Raw genomic sequence first — 21168 nt, forward strand, 5'->3', positions numbered from 1 at the left:
AACAGGAGAAAATCCCATGCCCGCAAAATCCCAGGCTCAGCAGAAAGCGGCTGGCGCCGCACTTGCCGCCAAGCGCGGCGAAATGAAGAAGAGCGAACTCTTCGGCGCGTCGAAGGAAATGTATGAATCGATGAGCGAAAAGGAACTGGAAGAATTCGCCGGAACCAAGCGCAAGGGCTTGCCGCAACATAAGGAAGACGGGAAGAAACATTGACTGGCTGGCGAGCGCCTTCCACGAGAACTCGCCAGACTGGCCGCAGAGGCCTTATTTGCCGACCGTGTTCGGCACCAGTTCTATGGCTTTGAGCTTGCCGTGGGCGATGCCGCAGCGAAGCACGATGCTGTCCCATTTCGCGGATGCATTCCTGTTCCGCGCTTCGCCGGCGACAGAAATAACCGCCGACATCTTGCGCGCGTCGCCGGTGCTGAATTTCGATGGTTTATCATTGGTTTTGGCGCCAGAAATATCGTCCTTGGTGAAGCCGAGACGATCATATTTCTTGCTTTTCTTCACATAGTCATAGGCGCTGGCGATGCAGTCGGCGATCCGTGGGGCGGCTTGCTGGTCCTTGACGAGTGTCTGATAGTTTCCCGCAAAATCTTTCGAATGCGTGGGAACGGCGTCGGCGTGAGCGACGGCGGAAAAGCCGAGCGCGAAAATGGATGTAAGTATGATTTGGGTCGATTTCATGCCTTATGTCCTTCTAAAGTCCGCCGCTTGCCGGCGGATGGCGTAATCGAATCGATAAACGGTGGCAGAATATAAGTCCGATTTTGATTTTTTAATGAATTTCCGATGCTTACGATATCTTATTGGCAAATGCGTGCAAGACAGGATTTGCCATGGCATCCCTGATCGAGATGCATGTTCGTGCTATGCGCGGCATCGCCGTCCGGGCCGATTACGGTCATGAAAAGCCCGCAGCTTGCGCCATGCACCGCACGCCAGAAGGTCTTTTCCTTGTCCGATCCGTTCCAGCCGGTTTCAAGCTCCGTTTTGCTGCCGTCCGAGAATTTGAATGACATGATATCGAGGGCATTGGCGAATGCATGTTCCGAAACGCGGCCCGTGGCCCCGCCATTGACCTTGCGGCACTGGTAATCCGAACCCGTGCCGATTTCGCTGATCTTCACGTCAGTCCCGTAAACGTCCCGCACGGCCTTGTTCACTTCGACGCTCCACTGCGCCAGCGTCACGGCCATGGCGCAATTCGTGGTGATCGCATTGGCGAGTTTCAGCGGTTCTTCCTTGCCGATGGCGGTCAGGGAAAGCGGAGAATGCGCACCGCATTGCTCTCCATCCTCGATTGGCGGCAGCAATTTGCCCGCCACATCGCCCGAAATCAGCGCAGGACAAGACACCTGATAGACCCGCTCGTCCTTCTCCGGCTTCGCCTGCGGCGGCGCAGGCTCGGTCGTCGGCGCTTCGGGCTTTTCCGCCCGGCGCGGTGGCTCGGCGGGAACCGGTGCTGTTTCCCTTTCCTCCGGCTTTTCCGGTGTATGGGCGGGGCGAGGGGCAGGGGTTGAAACAGGTACGGTCCCGGGACCGGTATCTCTTTTTTCGACCGTCTGGCCGCGTCTCCTGACCGGTGCCTTGCCGCTGCGTTCTGCCGATGGGGCCTTGCTGCGCTGCCTTGCCTTGTGTGCATCCTGCTTCAGCATCTTTTCGATAAACGTTTCGGCCTGCGCGGCGTCGCCGGATATATGCGGTATGGGAATAAAGCCCAGTATCAACAGAACCGCCAACAGAACCCCCAACAGGACCATTGCCATGCGCTTGAGGGGGGTGAAGGAGAAGACAGCCATGAACGCCTCTTGGATGATAAAGCCTTGTCACTAATGATAAAAAGGCCGAGACGTTCCTTCACGCTTGATGGCAGTTCGTTGCAAATGGTAGGAAAAGCATAGGGCAGGCCGGTTTTTCCGGCTTTTGCGGCACTGCGATCTTGACAAGATGACAGTTGCACGACTAAACACCCGCCATCGCTGGTGCGCATTCGCGCCGGTGGTTCATTTGACGTGTCCCGTGGATGAAGTTGCGCTCGCGCGCTTTCATCCTGTCAGTCCTCGAAAACGGAGGGCAGAGGAGGGCGCGTTTCCTCCAGCGTCTTCGGGCGCTATAACTTTTTGAAGGAAATGCGATGAGCAAGCGCGAATCCGCTAAGTACAAAATTGATCGCCGTCTCGGCGAAAACATCTGGGGCCGTCCGAAGTCCCCGGTCAACCGTCGTGAATATGGCCCGGGCCAGCACGGCCAGCGCCGCAAGGGCAAGCTTTCGGACTTCGGCGTGCAGCTGCGCGCCAAGCAGAAGCTCAAGGGTTTCTACGGCGACATCTCTGAAAAGCAGTTCCGCAAGACCTATGAAGAAGCTGCTCGCCGCAAGGGCGATACCGGCGAAAACCTGATCGGTCTGCTGGAATCGCGTCTGGACGCCGTCGTTTACCGCGCCAAGTTCGTTCCGACGATCTTCGCTGCCCGCCAGTTCATCAACCACGGCCACGTGAACGTGAACGGTCGCCGCGTCAACATCCAGTCTTACCGCCTGAAGGTCGGTGACGTTGTTGAAGTCCGCGAAAAGTCGAAGCAGCTCGTCATCGTTCTGGAAGCTGTTCAGCTCGCCGAACGCGATGTGCCGGACTACATCGAAGCCGATCACAACAAGCTGGTCGCGACCTATTCCCGCGTTCCGACCCTTTCGGATGTGCCTTACGCCGTCCAGATGGAACCGAACCTCGTGGTCGAATTCTACTCGCGTTAATCCTGAGCGCGTTCAGGCGCGCCGGATATATGCCGAAATCGAAAGCCGCGCTGTATATGCAGCGCGGCTTTTTCTTTACGCGGCATCTCCGTGCAAAGAATTGCGGTTTGCCGGTTTTCCCTGCGGCCAGTTTTCGCTATTAAGCCTTCAACATCCTCAATTTTTCGGGAAGCACCATGAACGCTTTCGATCCTGATATTGCCGAAGATACCGACGGCAGCGGCTGTCACCCGCTATTTCGCGATGTGCCGGCCACGGTGGAATTCAACAAGCTGCGCAAGCGGCTCCTGCGTCTGACACGTCAGGCCATCGAGGATTTTTCGATGGTGAAGCCCGGTGAGCGCTGGATGGTCTGCCTTTCGGGCGGAAAGGATTCTTATGGCCTGTTGGCGCTTTTGCTCGACCTGAAATGGCGCGGCCTGTTGCCAGTCGAGTTGCTGGCGGTCAATCTGGATCAGGGCCAGCCCAATTTTCCGAAGCATATTCTGCCGGATTTTCTCAATCGTTATGGGATCGAACACCGGATCGAATATCAGGACACCTATTCCATCGTCACTGACAAGCTGCCGGAAACGAGCACCTATTGCTCGCTCTGCTCGCGGCTGCGTCGCGGCAATCTTTATCGTGTCGCGCGTGAGGAGGGCTGTTCTGCGGTCGTTCTGGGCCATCACCGGGAAGACATTCTCGAAACCTTTTTCATGAACCTGTTCCATGGCGGACGCCTTGCCGCAATGCCGCCGAAGCTGGTCAATGACGAAGGCGACCTGATGGTGTTCCGTCCGCTGGCCTATGCCGCGGAGGAGGATCTGGAAAAATTCGCCATGGCCATGCAGTTCCCGATCATTCCGTGCGATCTGTGCGGCAGTCAGGACGGCTTGCAGCGCAACGCCATGAAGGCGATGCTCGCCGACATCGAAAAGCGTATGCCGGGCCGCAAGGATACGATGATCCGCGCCATGACCAATGTGCGCCCCAGCCACCTGCTCGATCGCAAGCTGTTCGATTTCGCGGGGCTGACACTGAATGACGGGGGCGATGATGCGCTTTGATGAAGGAAAGATCGATTGGCTGGCCGACCTGCTTGCGGAAGCGGCCGGGCGGGAAATCATGCCACGTTTTCGCCAGTTGGGCGAAGGCGACATTCGCCAGAAGACATCGCCTGCCGATCTCGTTACCGAGGCCGACATCAATGCTGAGCGCTTCATTACGGACCGGCTGAAGGAGACTTTTCCAGACGCAGTGATCGTGGGCGAGGAGGCTTGCTCCGATAATCCGGCTCTGCTGGCCGGGCTGGGCGATGCGGAACTTGCATTCACCATCGACCCTGTTGACGGGACGTTCAATTTCGCTTCCGGCGTGCCGCTCTTTGGCGTCATGCTGGCGGTCGTGTCCAGAGGAGAGACGGTCGCGGGCATCATTCACGACCCGGTCGGCAAGGACTGGATCATGGCCGTGAAGGGAGGCGGCAGCTACATCCGTCATGCCAACGGACAGCGCAGCAAGGTCAATGTCGCCCCTTCGGTCGATATTTCGCGCATGACCGGCGGCGTTTCCTGGCAGTATACGGAGGAGCCGTTGCGCTCGCGTCTGGCACGCAATCATACCAGGTTTCTTTCGCAGATCGGTTATCGCTGCGCCGCACACGACTACCGTATTCTCGCGACCGGCGGCGCGCATTTTCTGGTCTATAACAAGTTGATGCCGTGGGATCATCTTCCCGGCGCGCTCATCCACCGCGAAGCAGGCGGCTATTCCGCCCGCTGGGATGGTAGCGAATATCTGCCGTCGCATACCGGAGGCGGGCTGCTGGTCGCCCCGGACAGGGAAAGCTGGAACGCCATACAGGCGGCGCTCTGGGAGGAGTAGCAGGAAGTCCGCCAGCTTGCATTTTTGGTGCTTGGGCATTATGTTGGCGGAGTGGGTTGGAAGCGCGAACTCCCAACCCGTTTCGCTTACGTAAAGAATGTGACCCGCACGTAGCATTGCCAGCCCGTGCGGGTTTTCTTTATCGTCAGCGTGATACTAACGGGCATGAAACCCATTTGTGTCACTCCGGTTCGACGGCAAAGCCCTTGCCGAGGTCGGAGTGGCTCATCCTCTCCGATGCGCCTGCTGGCGGGCGCGTTCTGCTTTTCCCGTTGAAACACCAACTGATAGCATGTGCATGGCATAATAAAAGCCCACTAACTATGAGCGGGCTTTTATTGTTTATTCCTGATTTATAATCAGATCACGTGATCGGCAGGAGGGTTCTGGACCCGGAACAACCGGCCGCGTTCGGCGATGAGGACGCATCCAAGGGCGATAAAGCCAAGCACGCAATAGCCGGTCGCGACCGGCGTGGTCGTGCCGTCGAACGCCTGGCCGATAATCGCGCCAAGTGCGGCGCCGATCACCGTTTGCGCAAATCCGAGCACGGAAGAGGCGGTACCGGCGACCTCACCGAGCGGCTCCATGGCCAGCGCGTTGAAATTTGCGGTCACGAGGCTGAACGAGAACATGATCGTCATGTAGATCGCCATAAGGATCGGGAAGGGTACCGGGCCTTCCACCGTGACGGACAGCACCATCCATAGCAGGCTGAAGCCGGTGAAGACCAGGAGCATGGTCTGCGAGATCCTGCGCATCCCGTAACGGCCCACAAGGCGCGAATTCAGGAACGAGGCAAGCGCCAGCGTCATGGCAACGGCGGCGAAAGCCAGCGGAAACAACGCGCCAAGCTTGTAGATGTCGACGAAAATCTGCTGTGCCGAATTGATATAGCCGAACAGCGCTCCGAGGATGAAGGAGGTTCCGAGCATGTAGAACAGCGCGACGCGGTTGGAAAGAACGATGCCGAAGCCGCCAAGCACACTTTTCACCGTCAACGGGCGGCGGTGGCTGGCGGGCAGGGTTTCGGGCAAGCGGACATAAGCCCATATGCCGACGACCAGCGCCATGAGGGCCATCGACAGGAAGATGAGGTGCCATTCGCCAAACAGCATGATGAGCTGGCCGGTGGCGGGCGCAACGACGGGCAGGATCATGAAAACCATCATGACGAGCGACATGACCTCGGCCATCTGGCGCCCGGCGAACTTGTCGCGAACGACGGATACGGCGATGACGCGCGTCGCTGCCGCGCCCAGCCCCTGCAACACGCGCAGGACGATCAGCGCTGTGAAGTCGGTCACGACAGCCGCGCCGAGAGCCGCAACGATATAGATTGCCAGTCCGCCGAAAAGCGGCAGGCGGCGACCGAAACGATCGCTCAGCGGCCCATAGAACAGCTGCGAAACACCGAAACCGAGCAGATAGGCGGTAATGACGAACTGGACGTGATTCTCGGACTGGACACCAAGGCTTGCGCCGATCTGCGGCAAACCGGGCAGCATGATGTCGACCGCCAGCGCATTGATGGCCATGATGGCGGCGATGAGAGCGATGAACTCACCCCTCCCGTGCATGGAGGTCTTCTGGTCCGGCGAACCGTTCTTGATGTCGAGCGGCATGACTGGCATTCCCTGGCAAAGTGGTGCTTCGCGTCTGAAAGACACGATGCAAGAAACAGATTAGAAAGCAGAAGCCGACAGATGAAAATCTGTCGCACAGCATCTAGCAAATACAAAAGGCGCCGCGGAACGGCGCCTTTGAAAAAAGTGAGGCTAAAGCCGTATAACCGGCAATTAATCCTCAAGCAGCCTTGGTGGCAATACCCTTATCGGTAAAAAGTGCCTGCAATTCGTTGGACTGGAACATTTCACGCACGATATCGCAGCCGCCGACAAACTCGCCCTTCACATAGAGCTGAGGGATGGTCGGCCAGCTCGAATATTCCTTGATGCCCTGACGCAGGTCGTCGGAGGAGAGGACATTGACGCCCTTATAATCCACGCCGAGATAGTCGAGAATCTGGACCACCTGACCGGAGAAACCGCATTGCGGGAAACCCGGCGTGCCCTTCATGAAAAGCACGACGTCGTTGGTCTTTACTTCATTATCGATGAAATCACTCATGCCAGCCATTTTGTGGTCCTTTCATAACGCCGAGGCAAGTTTCGGCGCAAAAAACGAGAATATGCTCCCAATATAGTCACTGGAATGGTGGTAACCACCCCGTCGCGTTGAAAGCAAGTCAAATGCGCGGGAAGAAGGCTGCCAAGGAAGCATCATCTTGCCGCAGCAGGTTTTCCTCACTCCGGTACGCTTGTCTGCAATGCGAGTGCGTGCAGTATGCCGCCCATATTGCCCTTCAGCGCATCATAGACCATCTGGTGCTGCTGCACACGGGACTTTCCGCGGAAACTTTCCGCGACCACCTCGGCGGCATAATGGTCTCCGTCACCGGCAAGGTCGCGGATCGTCACCTTTGCGTCGGGAATCCCCTCGCGTATCAGTTTTTCGATCTCATGTGCGTCCATAGCCATGTAAAATCTCCTGCCGTTTCCGGCTTTTTCTTATTGCTTTGTCGAATCGTAACGCACCATCGTGGTACGTCAACAACCATCTGTCTAACCTTTAAATGGCAGACAATCAAACGCCCGGACGGTGACCGTCCGGGCGTTTATCATGGAGCATTTTATAGCGATCAGTTGTCGCTGACAGGTTCACTGCTCATGAAACCGGGGAACCAGCCTTCGAATGCCTGGGTCAGACCGGCAACGCTGACATCGACAATGCTGCCGAATTTCACGCGGTCGCCGCTGACTGTGCCAAGCACGCGGAATGGAACGCCGGCGCCTTCGGCGTTGAGGGCGACCAATCGCGCCATTTCCGGCGTGGCGGCAACGACATAACGCCCCTGATCCTCGCCGAAGAGAAGCGCGTGCGGAAGGCCGTCGCCCGCGTCGAGTGCCGCGCCCTTGCCGGATTTGATGGCCATTTCGGCAATCGCGACCGCCAATCCGCCATCGGAAAGATCGTGGCAGGCCGTGACCTGATTGTTGCGGATGGCCGAGCGAACGAAGTCGCCATTGCGCTTTTCAAGCGCGAGATCGACCGTCGGGGCCGGGCCGTCGGCGCGGTCGAACAGATCGCGCAGATAGACCGACTGGCCAAGATGCGTACCGTCACCGCCGAGAAGCAGCAGCGTATCGCCGTCCTGCATGCCGCCGATCTTCGCCGTCTGCGACCAGTCCGGGATCAGGCCGACACCGGCAATGGTCGGAGTGGGGAGAATGGCCTGACCGTTGGTTTCGTTATAGAGCGAGACATTGCCCGAAACGATCGGGAAATCGAGCGCGCGGCAGGCTTCCCCAATGCCTTCGATGGCCTTGACGAGCTGGCCCATGATTTCCGGCTTTTCCGGATTGCCGAAATTGAGATTGTCCGTCGAGGCTAGCGGTTCCGCGCCGGTGGCGGTGATATTGCGCCAGCATTCGGCGACGGCCTGCTTGCCGCCTTCGAACGGGTCGGCCTCGCAATAGCGCGGCGTGACGTCGGAAGAGAAGGCCAGCGCCTTTGTGTCATGGCCTTCAACGCGGATGACACCGGCATCGCCACCCGGAATTTGCAGCGAATTGCCCTGAATGAGCGTATCGTACTGCTCATAAACCCAGCGGCGCGAGGAAAGATCGGGCGAACCGACCAGTTTGAGAAGCGCTTCGGAATAGTCCTCCACCTGCGGAACATTGGCAGCGGGAAGCGGCGCGTGTTTGCCCGGCTCCATCCATGGGCGATCATATTCCGGCGCCTGATCGCCAAGATCCTTGATCGGCAGGTCGGCGACTTCTGTGCCCTGGTGAATGACGCGGAAACGCAGATCGTCCGTCGTCTTGCCGACAATCGCGAAATCGAGACCCCATTTGCGGAAAATGGCTTCGGCTTCGGCTTCCTTTTCAGGCTTGAGAACCATGAGCATACGCTCCTGGCTTTCCGAAAGCATCATCTCATAGGCGGTCATGTTTTCTTCGCGAACCGGAACATGATCGAGATTCAGCTCGACGCCGAGGTCGCCCTTGGCGCCCATTTCGACCGCCGAGCAGGTGAGACCGGCCGCGCCCATGTCCTGAATGGCGATAACCGCGCCCGAAGCCATCAGTTCGAGGCAGGCTTCCAGCAGGCATTTTTCGGTGAACGGATCGCCAACCTGTACGGTCGGGCGCTTTTCCTCGATGGACTCGTCGAATTCGGCCGAGGCCATGGTTGCGCCGCCAACGCCGTCGCGGCCCGTCTTCGCGCCAAGGTAAACCACCGGCAGGCCGACGCCCTTGGCTTCGGACAGAAAGATGCCGTCCGTCTTCGCCAGACCGGCAGCGAATGCGTTGACGAGGATATTGCCGTTATAACGCTTGTCGAAATTCACTTCGCCGCCAACGGTCGGTACGCCGAAGGAATTGCCATAGCCGCCGACGCCCGAAACGACGCCGGAAACGAGATGACGGGTCTTCGGGTGGTCAGGCTCACCGAAGCGCAGCGCATTCATCGCCGCAACGGGGCGCGCGCCCATGGTGAACACGTCACGCAGGATGCCGCCAACGCCGGTCGCCGCACCCTGATAGGGCTCGATATAGGACGGGTGGTTGTGGCTCTCCATCTTGAAGACCACGCAGTCGCCATCGCCGATGTCCACGACGCCCGCATTTTCGCCCGGACCCTGAATGACGCGCGGACCGCTGGTCGGCAGTGTGCGCAGCCATTTCTTGGAGGACTTGTAGGAGCAATGCTCGTTCCACATGGCCGAGAAAATGCCGAGTTCGGTGAAGGTCGGCTCGCGCCCGATCAGCTCAAGGATGCGCTGATATTCGTCCGGCTTGAGGCCATGCGCTTCGATCAATTCCGGCGTGATGTCTCGCGTATTGGAAATAGTCATGGAAATGGGGAACCCCGTCGCAGGCTGCGGTACCCGAAAGCCTTCTCCCGAAGGCTGGCACCTAAGGTTTCAAGGCGCCTCTTTAACCCATGTTTCCAAGAAGTGCGATAGGAAAATGCCAGTTTCCCAGCCTCATTCGGCGATGAATCGTCATTGAGTGCTAGCATTACAGTTGCAAATTCGTCAGGCCGTGGTGAAAAGAGTGATTTTCGAGTACCGGAGCGGAGCGTACTTGAAGGTACGTGAGCGCTGGAACACAGACAAATTGCTCTTTGCAGCCCGGCATCACGAAGAATGCAACTGTAGTGCCAAAACATCGAAGCTTCACACCGTACCCTCATATCCGGCCTGTTCATTTTCCAGAAGCCTGCGCAGCGTGAGGAAAGCATTTTCGACGATGTCGCGGTTCGATGGCGACGAAAATGCAATGCGGACACGGTGATAAATCTGGTCAACGCGTCCGGCTTTGAATTCGTCCTCGTCGTCGATCAGTATGCCGCTTTCGTAGGCTGCGGCCTTGAACGTTCCCGAGAGCCAAGGCTCGGGGAGGCTCATCCAGAGAAACGGAATATTTGGCCGGGAAACGAAATCGAAACCGGCGAAAATCTGCCGCGCCATTTCTTCACGCGCCTGCGTCTCCGTCCGGCATTTCTGGTGGATCATATCGGCTGCGCCCGAAAGCACGAGCTGTGCGCCCGTTTCAGCCAGAAGAAAGGGCGCGCCGCCCGTCATCATCTTGTGTGTCACCCGCACACGCTGCGCGCAGTGCGCCGGGCAGGCCACCCAGCCGCTGCGGACCCCGGCTGCGACGGCTTTCGACAGGCCGGATACGACGAAAGTCCTTTCCGGGGCGAATGTGGCGAGCGGAGCGATGTCGTTTTCCGACATGACGCCGTAAATGTCGTCCTCGATCAGCCACACATTGTAACGCCGGGCAATTTCGGCAATCTGCTGGCGGCGTTCCTGCGGCATACAGGCGAGGGTAGGGTTGTGCAGCGTGGGCATGAGGAAGGCGAGCGTGGGATGCTGCTGGCGGCACACGCGCTCGAACTCTTCCGGGATCAGGCCGTACGCGTCATTCGCAGCCTGTATGGTGCGGCGACCGAGCAGCCGGACCGAACGGCTGATCTGCGCATAGGTGAGGTTCTCAAAGAGGATACGGTCGCCGGGATTGGTGAAGGCGGTGATGATGGCGATGCTCGCGGCCTGTGCGCCATTGGTGACGACAATCGTGTCGAGGCCGGGTTTCCAGTCGTTTCGCGAAAGCCATTTCTGCCCGGCTTCCAGCCAGTGCTGCGGGAAATAGCGCGAATAGCTCGCAATATCCTGCGGAAAGTCGCGGTGAATATCGGCGCTGATTCTGGCGAGCACTTCGTGTTGCCCGACATCCGGGGCAGCCGTCGTGTCGAACCGGACCTTGCCCGTCGGAACGTCCGCGTGTTTCGTGCCCGCAAGCGAGGAAGCGCTCAGTTCCGTTTCGGTCGTTTCGTCGCCGAGGACATAGGTGCCGCGACCGACTTCCCCGGTCACGAGACCGCGTTCGTGCGCAAGCGCATAGGCGCGCCCGATTGTACCGATTGTCACCTTGAGATCGAATGCCAGATTGCGCTGCGGCGGCAGCTTCATTCCGGCGGGCAGCGACCCGTTGCCGATGGATTCTTCGATGGCATCCGCCAGTTGCAGGTAAAGCGGGCCAGTTTTGCTCGAAAGATCAGGTATCCAATTTGTCATGGTGACAACTTATAAATTGTATCCATTGTTCGGTCAATTATAGAGTCATTCCAGCGTCAGGAAGTGTCGCCTGTACGGCGAAACTCCATCTTTCGACAATGAAAGGACCCGGTTATGTTCTACTTCAGGCCACAGACAGAGACAATAGATACAATTTTGCCCATGCCGAGCGCCGATCGTTTCAGCGATCTGCCGAAAGGGCTGCATCCCCATCTGATGTCCGCGCCGGAGGCTCCCCATTCCCTTGGACTGCTGATGCGGTTCTGGAACTGGCTGGCCTATCGCCTGATGCTTCGGCGCAGCCGTCTTGCATTATTCGATCTGACGGATGACCAATTGCGGGACATCGGCCTGCGGCGGTCCGAGGCGGAGCGCGAAGCGCGCAAGGTGCGCTTCCATCTGCGATAGAATTTTTGGTGGGCCGATTACTGGCAGTCCTTCCGGCCGGATGCCCAGCGATTGACGTCGCTTGCAATTCGGCCGCCATGGCTTTCCTGCATCATCGGGCCGAAGGCTTCGACCTTGGCCGGGTTGCCCTGAGCCTGAACGACGAGCAGCGGACGCGAGGCCGGATTGCGGGCGGGAACGACCAGAATACGCGGGCGACCGGTAAAGGAATTCAATTCCGGCGCCAGCGAATAACCGCGGAAATCCTTGTCCCCGGATTTGAACCAGCAGCTATTGGCGGACAACGCAATCCGCTCCATTGTCGGCAGCGCCGCCTTGCTGGCGTCAACGGAAATGGGACCGGTGGGCTTGCCGGACATGCAGGCGGAAAGAAACGCCAGTGCTGGCAAAGCCAGAAACGCGAGGGTCTTTTTCGTCAAGGAGTGGCTCCGAAAAAGCATGTCTCCCCCTCCCACCACGGGGGAGCCTGTTCCCAAAGCCGCCACATGTGCCGCTTTTGAACTCAGGCTCCGGGGATTTGCAGGAGACATGCGCAGAAAACAGATATTTGTGGGATCAGGCAAGTTGGGGCATGAAGGCTTTCAGGCCGTCGCTCATTTCATTCCAGACGCGCTCGAAGGCCGGATGTTGCTTCGCCTTTGCGGCATATGCATCGAATTTGGGGAACGCGTCCAGCAAATCCGTCCGGCCCGACAGTTTTTTCAGCGGTTCCATCAGAAAGCGCACCGGCAGCAGCCAGCAATCGGCAAGTGTCGGCTCAACGCTGACCGCATAAGCCCCGTCCGACAGCCGCGCCTCGATCACGGTCAGGCCCGTATGCAGTCTCTCGAACAGGCGGTCGATCGTCGTCCGGTCCTGTTCCGGTTTGCTCAGCAGGATGAACAGCTTCATCGCCGGACCGAGAATTTCCAGTTCGGTCACCCGCGCCACAAGCCGGATCAGCGCGCGCTCGCGCGGCGTACCGGGCAGAAGGGCCGTTTCGGGGAAATGGTCTTCCAGATATTCGGCAATGACCGTCGCTTCGAACAGCGTTTCGCCCGAACCGGTGATGAGGACGGGGATGCGGCGCAGCGGTGTCACGTCACCGAAATCGGCGGGAAACGGATAGGGCAGGCTCATCGGCTTGAACGGCAGGTCTTTCAGATAGAGAACGCCGCGCACGAAAGATGAGTAGGGGGAGAGAGGCCTGGAATAAAGCTGCATCGTGTTATTCCCCTGATTCGCTTTTCGCTGAAAATTCTATAGGCAAAGCTGCCATGAAAACGGGCGGTGAACAACATCACAAGAAGCAAAAAGGGCGCCCCGGCCGGGACGCCCTTTCAGTTCGTTCATTTTCGTCAGGTCAGGCCGCGATGCCCAGCGCACCGGCAAAAAGAGCGCGGCCATCGTCGCCGCCATGGGCCGATTCAATCAGGTTTTCGGGATGCGGCATCATGCCGAGCACATTGCCGCGCGCATTGACGATACCGGCAATGTCGTTGACCGAACCATTCGGATTGGTGCCCTCCGCATAGCGGAACACGACCTGGCCCTCGCCTTCGAGGCGCTTCAGCGTTTCCGCGTCGGCAAAGTAGTTGCCGTCATGATGCGCGACCGGGCAGCGAATGATCTGGCCGGGCTTGTAGCCGCGAGTGAAGGCGGTATTGGCGTTGGAAACTTCCAGCTTCACTTCACGGCAGACGAATTTCAGCGATGCGTTGCGCATCAATGCGCCGGGCAGGAGGCCTGCTTCCACGAGTATCTGGAAGCCGTTGCATACGCCCATGACCATGACGCCCTTGTCAGCCTTCTCGCGCACGGCCTGCATGACCGGCATACGCGCCGCGATCGCGCCGCAGCGCAGATAGTCGCCATAGGAGAAGCCGCCGGGGATGAGGATCATGTCCACATCGTCTGGAATGCTCGTATCGGTCTGCCAGACGGTCACCGGCGCCTGACCGGTGATCTTGGTCAGCGCCGCGATCATGTCGCGGTCACGATTGAGGCCGGGAAGGAGAATGACTGCGGATTTCATGGCTTCTGCTTTCCGATGGGATTAGCTGATGGCGATGGAGAAGTCTTCGATCACCGTATTGGCGAGCAGCTTTTCGCACATGGCCTTCAGGTCGGCTTCCGCTTTCGCCTTGTCCGAGCCTTCCAGTTCAAGATCGAACACCTTGCCCTGACGCGCGGAGCTGACGCCTTCGAAGCCGAGGCTGCCGAGGGCTCCGACGATGGCCTTGCCCTGGGGGTCGAGAACGCCGTTTTTCAGTGTAACGGTGACGCGTGCCTTGATCACTCTGTAGTTCCTGTCGCTTCTGGATTGGATCGCAAATAAAACAGCCCGGAACGTTTATTCTAGCACGTTTCCGGGCTGAGTGTTTTTCACTTCACAAGCGTGGGACCGGAAGGGCGGGGCGTGTCGTTCTCGTTCATGATGCCGAGACGGCGCGCGACTTCCTGATAGGCCTCGACCAGCCCGCCCATATCGCGGCGGAAACGGTCCTTGTCGAGCTTGTCGTTGGTGGTGAGGTCCCAAAGACGGGCGGAGTCCGGCGAGATTTCGTCGGCGACGACGATACGCATCATGTCGCCTTCCCACAAGCGCCCGCATTCCATCTTGAAATCGACAAGCTGGATGCCGATGCCGAGAAAGAGGCCGGTGAGGAAGTCGTTGACGCGGATGGCAAGCGCCATGATGTCGTCGATTTCCTGCGGGCTTGCCCAGCCGAAAGCCGTGATGTGCTCTTCGGTGACCATCGGGTCGTCGAGCGCGTCGGCCTTGTAGTAGAACTCGATGATCGAGCGGGGCAGGATAGTGCCTTCCTCGAGGCCGAGACGCTTTGCAAGCGAGCCGGCGGCAACGTTGCGCACGACCACTTCAAGCGGAATGATTTCCACTTCCTTGATCAGCTGCTCACGCATGTTGAGGCGGCGGATGAAGTGCGTCGGGATGCCGATGCGGTTGAGCTGGTTGAAGATGTGCTCGGAAATGCGGTTGTTGAGCACGCCTTTCCCATCGATGACTTCGTGTTTCTTGGCGTTGAACGCGGTTGCGTCATCTTTGAAGAACTGGACAAGTGTGCCGGGCTCTGGGCCTTCATAAAGAATCTTGGCCTTGCCCTCGTAAATACGGCGGCGACGGTTCATGGTTTTTCTCGGATTTCCATATCTGATGGTCGGCTTCAAGCCGCTATTCTCGCGGGCTACCTATAGCAATTGTGGGCTTTTAACAATCCTGCTTTGTGCCCGTCCCCCTGTTTTCGCTGTTTCTGATGCGAGATTATGCTCGAGTCGCAAGAAAGTGGGCTTTATCCCTTGTATAATCTTGCGCTCCTTGCCAGCTTTAGGCAAGAGAACGGATGACGATCTCTTCTAACTTGGAAGTCTGGGAGCTTTATGAATGACCACTGGCATGGATGATCGCCGCGACGCTTTTGAAAAGAAATTCGCACTGGATGCGGAGTTGCGTTTCAAGGCCGAAGCACGTCGTAACAAGCTTCTGGGGCTCTGGGTTGCCGAACAGCTCGGCAAGAAGGATACGGATGCCGAAGCTTATGCGAAGGAAGTCGTTGCCGCGGATTTCGAGGAAGCGGGCGACGAGGACGTTTTCCGCAAGGTGCGCGCCGATATCGACGCTGCCGGCGTCAGCGTGACGGATGAGGCAATCCGCGAAAAGATGCTCGCTTTCCTTGAGGAAGCGGTTCGTCAGGTGAAGCAGGATTGACGAAATACGGGGCGGAGAGACGAAAGTTTCTCCGCCCTGGTCTTATGAAATGAAGGAAATACCCATGTCGTTGTCTTCGCGCCTTCGCGCAGGCGAGACTTTGCTTTCCGCATGGTCTTCCCTGCCTGAACCCCTGACGGTAGAAATTCTCGCGCACAGCGCCTTTGACGCGGTTACGCTGGATATGCAGCACGGAGGGCACGATGAAGCCAGCATCCTGCGCTCGCTCGGCCTCATCCTCAATGCTGGCAAGCCGCCGGTGGTGCGTATTCCCGTCGGACGGTTCGATATGGCCAGCCGTGCCCTGGATTTCGGAGCTGAAGCAGTGATCGCGCCGATGATCAATTCGGTCGAGGATGCACGCAGATTTGCAGCGGCGATGAAATATCCGCCGGTAGGCGAACGCTCTTGGGGTGTATTCCGGGCCAAGGCCGATTATGGCGCGCCGGGGTCCAACGATTATCTGACCACCGCCAATCGCGACACGCTGGCTTTTGCGATGATCGAAACACGCGATGCCTATGACGCGCTGGACGCCATTCTGGACGTTCGCGGCATTGACGGCGTTTTTGTCGGCCCTGCCGATTTCTCCATCGCCTGGAGCAACGGGCGCGAGGCCAACCCGCATTCGGATGCAATCGTGGAACCGGTTGCCAACATTGCGCGCAAGGCTGCCGCTGCGGGCAAGTTTGCAGGCATCTATTGCCCGTCGCCGGAATTTGCGCGGCGCTATATGCCGCTTGGCTTCCACTTCCTGACGCTCGGCAACGATAGCAGCTATATCCGGCTTGCAGCGGAAACGCTGACAAAGGCAGTCCGCGATTGATGCGATAAAAAAGGCAGGGTTTGACCTGCCTTTTTGTTTTGACTGACCTTCAGTGTTGCTTTGGGGCCTGCAACTGCGTCATGAATTCGGCAAAGACCATCGAGCCTTCCGGCCATGGGCCATGGCCGGAATCCGAATTGATGTGACCGGATTCGCCTGCATCTATCAGCATCGCGCCCCAGTCTTTCACGACGTCTTCTGCCGCTTCGAAGCTTGAGAAGGGGTCGTTGCGGCTGACCACCGTGATGGCCGGGAATGGCAAGCGCTCACGCGGATAGGGGCCGAAAGTCATCAGATGTTTGGGGCGAATTTTTTCATTCGAGACATCCGGCGGCGCCACGAAAAATGCCCCCGCAATCTTGTGCTGGATATGCGGCAGGGCATGAACGGCGGTCGCCACCCCAAGCGAGTGCGCCACCAGAACGATAGGCTTGGTTGCCGCATTTGCGGCCTTGACCAGTTCCCCCACCCAGTCGTCGCGTACTGGTTTCGACCATTCGGCCTGCTGCACGCGCCGCGCCGTGGAGAGCTTGCTCTCCCAGCGTGTCTGCCAATGATCGGGGCCGGAATTGGTGTAGCCGGGGATGATGAGGATTTCAGCGTCTTTGACTTTCATGGCCCTCATTTAGAGGGCATTTGTGTCTTCTTCAAGCATCCCCCCGTATTTTGAAACCGGCGCAGGGCATCGGAACGATGAACAGCCTGTTCGATGATCGCGGTCTTGTGAACAGGGCCTTGAACAGCGATTTTGAGCGGGAAATGGTCGCGAAGGAGAAGGAAATGACCGAGAAATTGAAAACTGTAGCGAGCAGCGCTGCATCTCCGGTTGCGCCGTTACCCTTTGCTATGACGACGCCGGTTCGTGTGGCCCGTGTCGGTCTCAAGGCCCGCGATGCGGAAACGCTTGCCGAATATTATCGCGATGTGGTGGGCCTGCATGAAATGGCGCGCCGTGGCGCATCGATCGTTCTCGGTGCAGGTGATCGCGAACTGATGGAGATCGAACAGTTTTCCGCCGCAAAGCCGGACGATCCGCGCAGTGCCGGACTTTATCACACCGCATTTCTGTTGCCGACACGCGGCGATCTGGCGCGCTGGTCGCGCCGCGCCATCGACAGGCAGTTTTCTGTGAGTGGCGCTTCCGATCATGATGTCAGTGAAGCGATCTACCTGACTGACCCGGAAGGCAATGGCATCGAGATTTATTCCGACCGTCCGCACGATACATGGACATGGAATGCGGGACGAGTGAAGATGGGTACCGAGGCGCTTGATGTCTGCTCTCTTCTCGATGTCTTGAAGACAGAAGGCGGCGAATGGCAGGGCGCGCCGCAAAACACGGTAGTCGGGCATGTGCACTTGCGCGTTGGCAATGCTCATGAAGCCGAAACCTTCTGGCACGATGAACTCGGTCTGGAGACGGTGCAGACCTATGGCGACCGGGCGGTGTTCATGTCCACTGGACGTTATCACCATCATATAGCAGCCAATGCCTGGCAGAGTTCAGGTGCCGGAAAACGCGACATGGATCGCACAGGATTGGCCAGGGTCGAACTGGAAGATACACGCGGCGGCAACGATAGTTCGTTCGTAGACCCTTGGGGCAATGCGATCAACACGATCAAGACCAAGGCCTGACAAATACCATAAAAAAGCCCCATGCTTTCAAAAGCATGGGGCTTTTTTTTAATCTCTATGCTTGCCCCCCTCATCCTGAGGTGCGGAGCGAAGCGAAGCCTCGAAGGACGAGGGCAAGTGCGGAGCGTTTTCCCTCAGCCCTTCGAGACGGTTTCCTTCGCCATGCTCAGGTCACCTCCTCAGGATGAGGGAAGGGATGGGCAGCGCTGCTTTAGAGCGCGTTTCGATCTGATTGAATCAGATCGGCGCTCTAACGCTTTCTATTTTAAGCATAATCTTATCGATCCTCGTTTCACTCCGGTCGGATTATGCTCTAGCCGAAGACGCGCTTGAAGATGGTATCCACATGCTTGGTGTGATAGCCGAGATCGAATTTTTCGCGGATCTGTTCTTCGGAAAGCGCGGCGCGTACTTCCGCGTCACCCAGCAGTTCCTCAAGGAAGTCGGCACCCTTTTCCCAGACTTTCATCGCGTTGCGCTGCACGAGACGATAGGAATCCTCACGCGATACGCCAGCTTGCGTCAGCGCCAGAAGAACGCGCTGCGAATGCACCAGACCACGGAACTTGTTCATGTTTTTCAGCATGTTGTCCGGGTAGATGACCAGCTTTTCGATCACGTTGGCCAGACGGTTCAGCGCGAAATCGAGCGTGATGGTAGTGTCGGGGCCGATGGCGCGTTCGACGCTCGAATGCGAAATATCGCGTTCGTGCCAGAGAGCCACGTTTTCCATCGCTGGCGTTACCGACATGCGCACCAGACGGGCGAGGCCGGTCAGGTTTTCGGTCAGAACCGGGTTGCGCTTGTGCGGCATGGCGGACGAACCCTTCTGGCCGGGCGAGAAGAACTCTTCCGCTTCCAGAACTTCGGTGCGCTGCATGTGACGGATTTCGATGGCGACGTTTTCCATCGAGGAAGCAATGACGCCGAGTGTCGCGAAGAACATCGCATGACGGTCACGCGGGATGACCTGCGTGGAAACCGGCTCCGCTGCAAGACCAAGCTTGGCGCAGACATATTCCTCGACGCGCGGGTCTATATTGGCGAAAGTGCCGACAGCGCCGGAGATCGCGCCGGTGGCGATTTCGGCGCGTGCCGCGACGAGGCGCGCGCGGTTGCGCGTCATTTCGGCATAGAAGCGCGCGAAGGTGAGGCCCATCGTGGTCGGTTCGGCATGAATGCCGTGACTGCGGCCGATGCGTACCGTGTCCTTGTGCTCGAAAGCGCGCTTTTTGAGCGCTTCCAGCACGCGATCCATATCGGCGAGCAGCAGATCGGCGGCGCGCACGAGTTGGACGTTGAGCGTCGTGTCGAGCACGTCCGAAGAAGTCATGCCCTGATGCACGAAACGGCTGTCCGGGCCGATGAATTCGGCCAGGTGGGTCAGAAACGCGATGACGTCATGCTTGGTGACGGCTTCGATTTCATCGATGCGGGCGACGTCGAATTTCGCCACGCTGCCCTTTTCCCAGATGGTCTTGGCCGCTTCCTTCGGGATGACGCCAAGCTGAGCCAGCGCTTCGCAAGCATAGGCTTCGATCTCGAACCAGATGCGGAATTTCGTTTCCGGTGACCAGATGGCGACCATTTCGGGCCGGGAATAGCGCGGGATCATTGGCGTATCCTGTAGAGAGTGTGTTTAATTTTTGCGAGCGGCTTCTGCCGCTGCACGAATGGCGTCGATATTGGCGCGATAGGACGCGACCGAATTGCCCTTATAGACGGCGGAACCGGCGACGAGGATATTCGCTCCGGCAGCGGCCACCAGACCGGCGGTTTCGGGCGTGATGCCGCCATCCACCTCGATGTCGATGGGGCGGTCGCCGACCATTTCGCGCACGCGGGCGATTTTTTCCAGCATGGACGGAATGAATTTCTGTCCGCCGAAGCCCGGATTGACCGTCATGATAAGGATCAGATCCACATCGTCCAGCACATTGGATAGCGCCTCGACCGGCGTGGCCGGATTAAGCGAAATGCCCACTTTCTTGCCAAGCGCGCGGATGGATTGCAGCGAGCGGTGCGTATGCGCGCCAGCTTCGGCATGAACCGTAATCAGGTCGCAACCTGCATCGGCGAAGGGCTCCAGATAGGGATCGCAGGGGGCAATCATCAAATGCGCGTCGAAGAATGCTTTCGTGCGCGGACGGATCGTTTTCACCACCTGCGGACCGAAGGTGATGTTCGGCACGAAATGACCGTCCATGACGTCGATATGGACCCAGTCGGCACCGGCTTCCAGCACGGCATCGACTTCCTCACCAAGTCGCGCGAAATCGGCGGAAAGAATGGAAGGGGCGATGGCGATGGGGCGCATGAAAAAAAACTCCGTGGAAGCTGGGCTTGCCCTAACATAAGGGGAGAAAAAGTCCTATCCCCAGCGCTTGTGGAACCACATCCACTGGCCGGGATATTCGCGCACCCATTGCTCGACCGTGTCGTTCAGCAATTGCGCCGTAGCGTCGATGTCGATCTGGCCCTTGTCATCGCGGGGCAGTTCCATGCGCTCATGGAGTTCCAGCCGGTAGCGTCCGCCGGGCAGACGGATGCAGCGCGCCGGATAAACGTCGCAATCATATTGCCGCGCCAGCTTGGCCAGAAGCGGATTGGTCTTTACGGGACGATTGAAGAAGGTGGACGGAATGCCGCGCGAAAATTTTTGATCCACCAGCATGCCGACATTGCCGCCATCGCCAAGAATACCGGCCAGCGCCCAGGCCGCGCCCGCCTTGGAAGGGACGAGATGGCCCATATTGGTGCGGCGGGCTTTCAGAACCTTCTTGGCGACATAGGGATTGTTTGGCGGACGAAACAGCGCCGTGACATTGAGGCCAAAGGTGGCGGCGCAGATCGGCAGAAGCTCGAAATTGCCGGTATGGGCGGTGAAGAAGATATGCGGCTTCTTTTCATCGCGCAGGCGCTCGAAGATCGGAATGCCATCCACTTCGATCAGGCCGGGCTTGGCGGCATGGGGATCGAAATCGAAAATCGCGTCGAGGAAAATATATTCCGCGAGGAGGCGCGCCATGGAATCCCACATGTCGCGTGCGATGTCTTCGATTTCCGCTTCGCTTTTTTCGGGATAGGCCGCGCGTATATTATTGGTGGCTACCTTGTGGCGCGACGTCAGCGGTCCGACAATGCGGGCCACTTTGGCCGTAAAGCTGATCGCAGCCCTGGCTGGAAACAGGCGCAAAAGGCCGAGCAGCACGAACACGGCCTGTGCCCAGAGCCAGTAATTGAACTGCTTGAACTTGCGCGACCAGCGAAAGAGCAGAAGCTTCAGTTTGAACATCATAGGCTTGGCAGG

General features: G+C 58.3%; 24 protein-coding genes. 8 read left to right on the forward strand and 16 right to left on the reverse strand.

Annotated features, from left to right (window positions below; translation table 11 throughout):
• The first annotated feature begins 16 nt into the window (after positions 1 to 16).
• Positions 17 to 214, forward strand: coding sequence for a DUF3008 family protein (locus FHS76_RS06880; RefSeq protein WP_183649895.1), 198 nt, complete (start codon positions 17 to 19; stop codon positions 212 to 214).
• Positions 215 to 265: 51 nt separating this feature from the next.
• Here FHS76_RS06880 and bspC read toward each other — a convergent pair whose 3' ends face one another.
• Together bspC and FHS76_RS06890 are read right to left on the reverse strand one after the other, a co-directional pair.
• Positions 266 to 691 (reverse strand): type IV secretion system effector BspC, encoded by a 426-nt coding sequence (bspC, locus tag FHS76_RS06885; protein WP_183649897.1) that lies wholly within the window; start codon positions 689 to 691, stop codon positions 266 to 268.
• A gap of 119 nt (positions 692 to 810) precedes the next feature.
• Positions 811 to 1806 carry an extensin-like domain-containing protein gene (locus FHS76_RS06890; protein WP_407924991.1) on the reverse strand — a complete coding sequence of 332 codons (996 nt, stop codon included), beginning with the start codon at positions 1804 to 1806 and terminating at the stop codon, positions 811 to 813.
• A 335-nt stretch (positions 1807 to 2141) separates the two neighbouring features.
• Here FHS76_RS06890 and rpsD point away from each other — a divergent pair, with 335 nt between their 5' ends.
• The 3 genes from rpsD (at position 2142) to FHS76_RS06905 (ending at position 4625) form a co-directional block, all read left to right on the forward strand.
• Positions 2142 to 2759, forward strand: coding sequence for a 30S ribosomal protein S4 (gene rpsD, locus FHS76_RS06895; protein WP_183649899.1), 618 nt, complete (start codon positions 2142 to 2144; stop codon positions 2757 to 2759).
• A gap of 176 nt (positions 2760 to 2935) precedes the next feature.
• Positions 2936 to 3808: a tRNA 2-thiocytidine(32) synthetase TtcA gene (gene ttcA / locus FHS76_RS06900; protein WP_183649901.1), complete on the forward strand. Its 873-nt coding sequence runs from the start codon at positions 2936 to 2938 to the stop codon at positions 3806 to 3808.
• Positions 3798 to 4625: an inositol monophosphatase family protein gene (locus FHS76_RS06905; protein ID WP_183650169.1), complete on the forward strand. Its 828-nt coding sequence runs from the start codon at positions 3798 to 3800 to the stop codon at positions 4623 to 4625. The genes ttcA and FHS76_RS06905 overlap by 11 nt, the downstream gene beginning before the upstream one ends.
• Positions 4626 to 4984: 359 nt before the next feature.
• Here FHS76_RS06905 and FHS76_RS06910 read toward each other — a convergent pair whose 3' ends face one another.
• The 5 genes from FHS76_RS06910 to FHS76_RS06930 form a co-directional block, all read right to left on the reverse strand.
• Positions 4985 to 6250 carry a multidrug effflux MFS transporter gene (locus FHS76_RS06910; protein WP_183649904.1) on the reverse strand — a complete coding sequence of 422 codons (1266 nt, stop codon included), beginning with the start codon at positions 6248 to 6250 and terminating at the stop codon, positions 4985 to 4987.
• A gap of 181 nt (positions 6251 to 6431) precedes the next feature.
• A complete protein-coding gene (gene grxD, locus FHS76_RS06915; RefSeq protein WP_183649907.1) occupies positions 6432 to 6764 on the reverse strand; it encodes a Grx4 family monothiol glutaredoxin in 333 nt (110 codons plus the stop codon).
• A 167-nt stretch (positions 6765 to 6931) separates the two neighbouring features.
• Positions 6932 to 7165 (reverse strand): BolA/IbaG family iron-sulfur metabolism protein, encoded by a 234-nt coding sequence (locus FHS76_RS06920; RefSeq protein WP_183649911.1) that lies wholly within the window; start codon positions 7163 to 7165, stop codon positions 6932 to 6934.
• Between the two features lie 161 nt (positions 7166 to 7326).
• Positions 7327 to 9549, reverse strand: a complete 2223-nt coding sequence (gene purL / locus FHS76_RS06925; protein ID WP_183649913.1) for a phosphoribosylformylglycinamidine synthase subunit PurL — start codon at positions 9547 to 9549, stop codon at positions 7327 to 7329.
• Positions 9550 to 9873: 324 nt separating this feature from the next.
• Positions 9874 to 11280, reverse strand: coding sequence for an aminotransferase-like domain-containing protein (locus FHS76_RS06930; RefSeq protein WP_183649916.1), 1407 nt, complete (start codon positions 11278 to 11280; stop codon positions 9874 to 9876).
• A 162-nt stretch (positions 11281 to 11442) separates the two neighbouring features.
• On the opposite strand from FHS76_RS06930, the gene FHS76_RS06935 reads away from it, so the two are divergent.
• On the forward strand, positions 11443 to 11688 hold the full coding sequence (locus FHS76_RS06935) for a DUF1127 domain-containing protein (protein ID WP_235992598.1): 246 nt from the start codon (positions 11443 to 11445) through the stop codon (positions 11686 to 11688).
• Positions 11689 to 11705: 17 nt separating this feature from the next.
• Here the strand turns inward: FHS76_RS06935 and FHS76_RS06940 are convergent, their stop codons facing one another.
• The 5 genes from FHS76_RS06940 to purC form a co-directional block, all read right to left on the reverse strand.
• Positions 11706 to 12107, reverse strand: a complete 402-nt coding sequence (locus FHS76_RS06940) for a hypothetical protein (protein ID WP_183649921.1) — start codon at positions 12105 to 12107, stop codon at positions 11706 to 11708.
• Between the two features lie 136 nt (positions 12108 to 12243).
• Positions 12244 to 12891 carry a glutathione S-transferase family protein gene (locus FHS76_RS06945; protein WP_183649924.1) on the reverse strand — a complete coding sequence of 216 codons (648 nt, stop codon included), beginning with the start codon at positions 12889 to 12891 and terminating at the stop codon, positions 12244 to 12246.
• A gap of 139 nt (positions 12892 to 13030) precedes the next feature.
• On the reverse strand, positions 13031 to 13702 hold the full coding sequence (gene purQ, locus FHS76_RS06950) for a phosphoribosylformylglycinamidine synthase subunit PurQ (RefSeq protein ID WP_183649927.1): 672 nt from the start codon (positions 13700 to 13702) through the stop codon (positions 13031 to 13033).
• 21 nt (positions 13703 to 13723) lie between these two features.
• Positions 13724 to 13966 (reverse strand): phosphoribosylformylglycinamidine synthase subunit PurS, encoded by a 243-nt coding sequence (gene purS / locus FHS76_RS06955; RefSeq protein ID WP_183649930.1) that lies wholly within the window; start codon positions 13964 to 13966, stop codon positions 13724 to 13726.
• 86 nt (positions 13967 to 14052) lie between these two features.
• Positions 14053 to 14817, reverse strand: a complete 765-nt coding sequence (purC, locus tag FHS76_RS06960) for a phosphoribosylaminoimidazolesuccinocarboxamide synthase (RefSeq protein ID WP_183649933.1) — start codon at positions 14815 to 14817, stop codon at positions 14053 to 14055.
• Positions 14818 to 15070: 253 nt separating this feature from the next.
• Between purC and FHS76_RS06965 the strand changes: the two genes are divergently transcribed.
• Together FHS76_RS06965 and FHS76_RS06970 are read left to right on the forward strand one after the other, a co-directional pair.
• The gene (locus FHS76_RS06965; protein ID WP_183649936.1) at positions 15071 to 15394 is read left to right on the forward strand and encodes a DUF1476 domain-containing protein; all 324 of its coding nucleotides are present in this window, start codon (positions 15071 to 15073) and stop codon (positions 15392 to 15394) included.
• Between the two features lie 58 nt (positions 15395 to 15452).
• On the forward strand, positions 15453 to 16220 hold the full coding sequence (locus FHS76_RS06970; protein WP_183650172.1) for an HpcH/HpaI aldolase family protein: 768 nt from the start codon (positions 15453 to 15455) through the stop codon (positions 16218 to 16220).
• Positions 16221 to 16269: 49 nt separating this feature from the next.
• Here the strand turns inward: FHS76_RS06970 and FHS76_RS06975 are convergent, their stop codons facing one another.
• On the reverse strand, positions 16270 to 16836 hold the full coding sequence (locus FHS76_RS06975; RefSeq protein ID WP_183649938.1) for an alpha/beta hydrolase: 567 nt from the start codon (positions 16834 to 16836) through the stop codon (positions 16270 to 16272).
• 164 nt (positions 16837 to 17000) lie between these two features.
• Here FHS76_RS06975 and FHS76_RS06980 point away from each other — a divergent pair, with 164 nt between their 5' ends.
• The gene (locus FHS76_RS06980) at positions 17001 to 17858 is read left to right on the forward strand and encodes a VOC family protein (RefSeq protein ID WP_183649941.1); all 858 of its coding nucleotides are present in this window, start codon (positions 17001 to 17003) and stop codon (positions 17856 to 17858) included.
• Between the two features lie 313 nt (positions 17859 to 18171).
• On the opposite strand, the gene purB is transcribed toward FHS76_RS06980, so the two are convergent.
• From purB to FHS76_RS06995, 3 genes are read right to left on the reverse strand one after another with little or no spacing between them, the layout of a single operon-like run.
• Complete coding sequence (gene purB, locus FHS76_RS06985; protein ID WP_183649943.1) at positions 18172 to 19473, reverse strand: adenylosuccinate lyase; 1302 nt, start codon at positions 19471 to 19473, stop codon at positions 18172 to 18174.
• Positions 19474 to 19497: 24 nt separating this feature from the next.
• Entirely contained in the window at positions 19498 to 20175 is a 678-nt protein-coding gene (gene rpe, locus FHS76_RS06990) for a ribulose-phosphate 3-epimerase (protein WP_183649945.1), read from the reverse strand.
• Between the two features lie 54 nt (positions 20176 to 20229).
• Positions 20230 to 21156: a lipid A biosynthesis lauroyl acyltransferase gene (locus FHS76_RS06995; RefSeq protein ID WP_183649947.1), complete on the reverse strand. Its 927-nt coding sequence runs from the start codon at positions 21154 to 21156 to the stop codon at positions 20230 to 20232.
• Positions 21157 to 21168 lie beyond the last annotated feature (12 nt).

The sequence above is a fragment of the Brucella daejeonensis genome (assembly GCF_014199265.1).
GTDB classification, from domain to species: Bacteria; Pseudomonadota; Alphaproteobacteria; order Rhizobiales; family Rhizobiaceae; genus Brucella; species Brucella daejeonensis.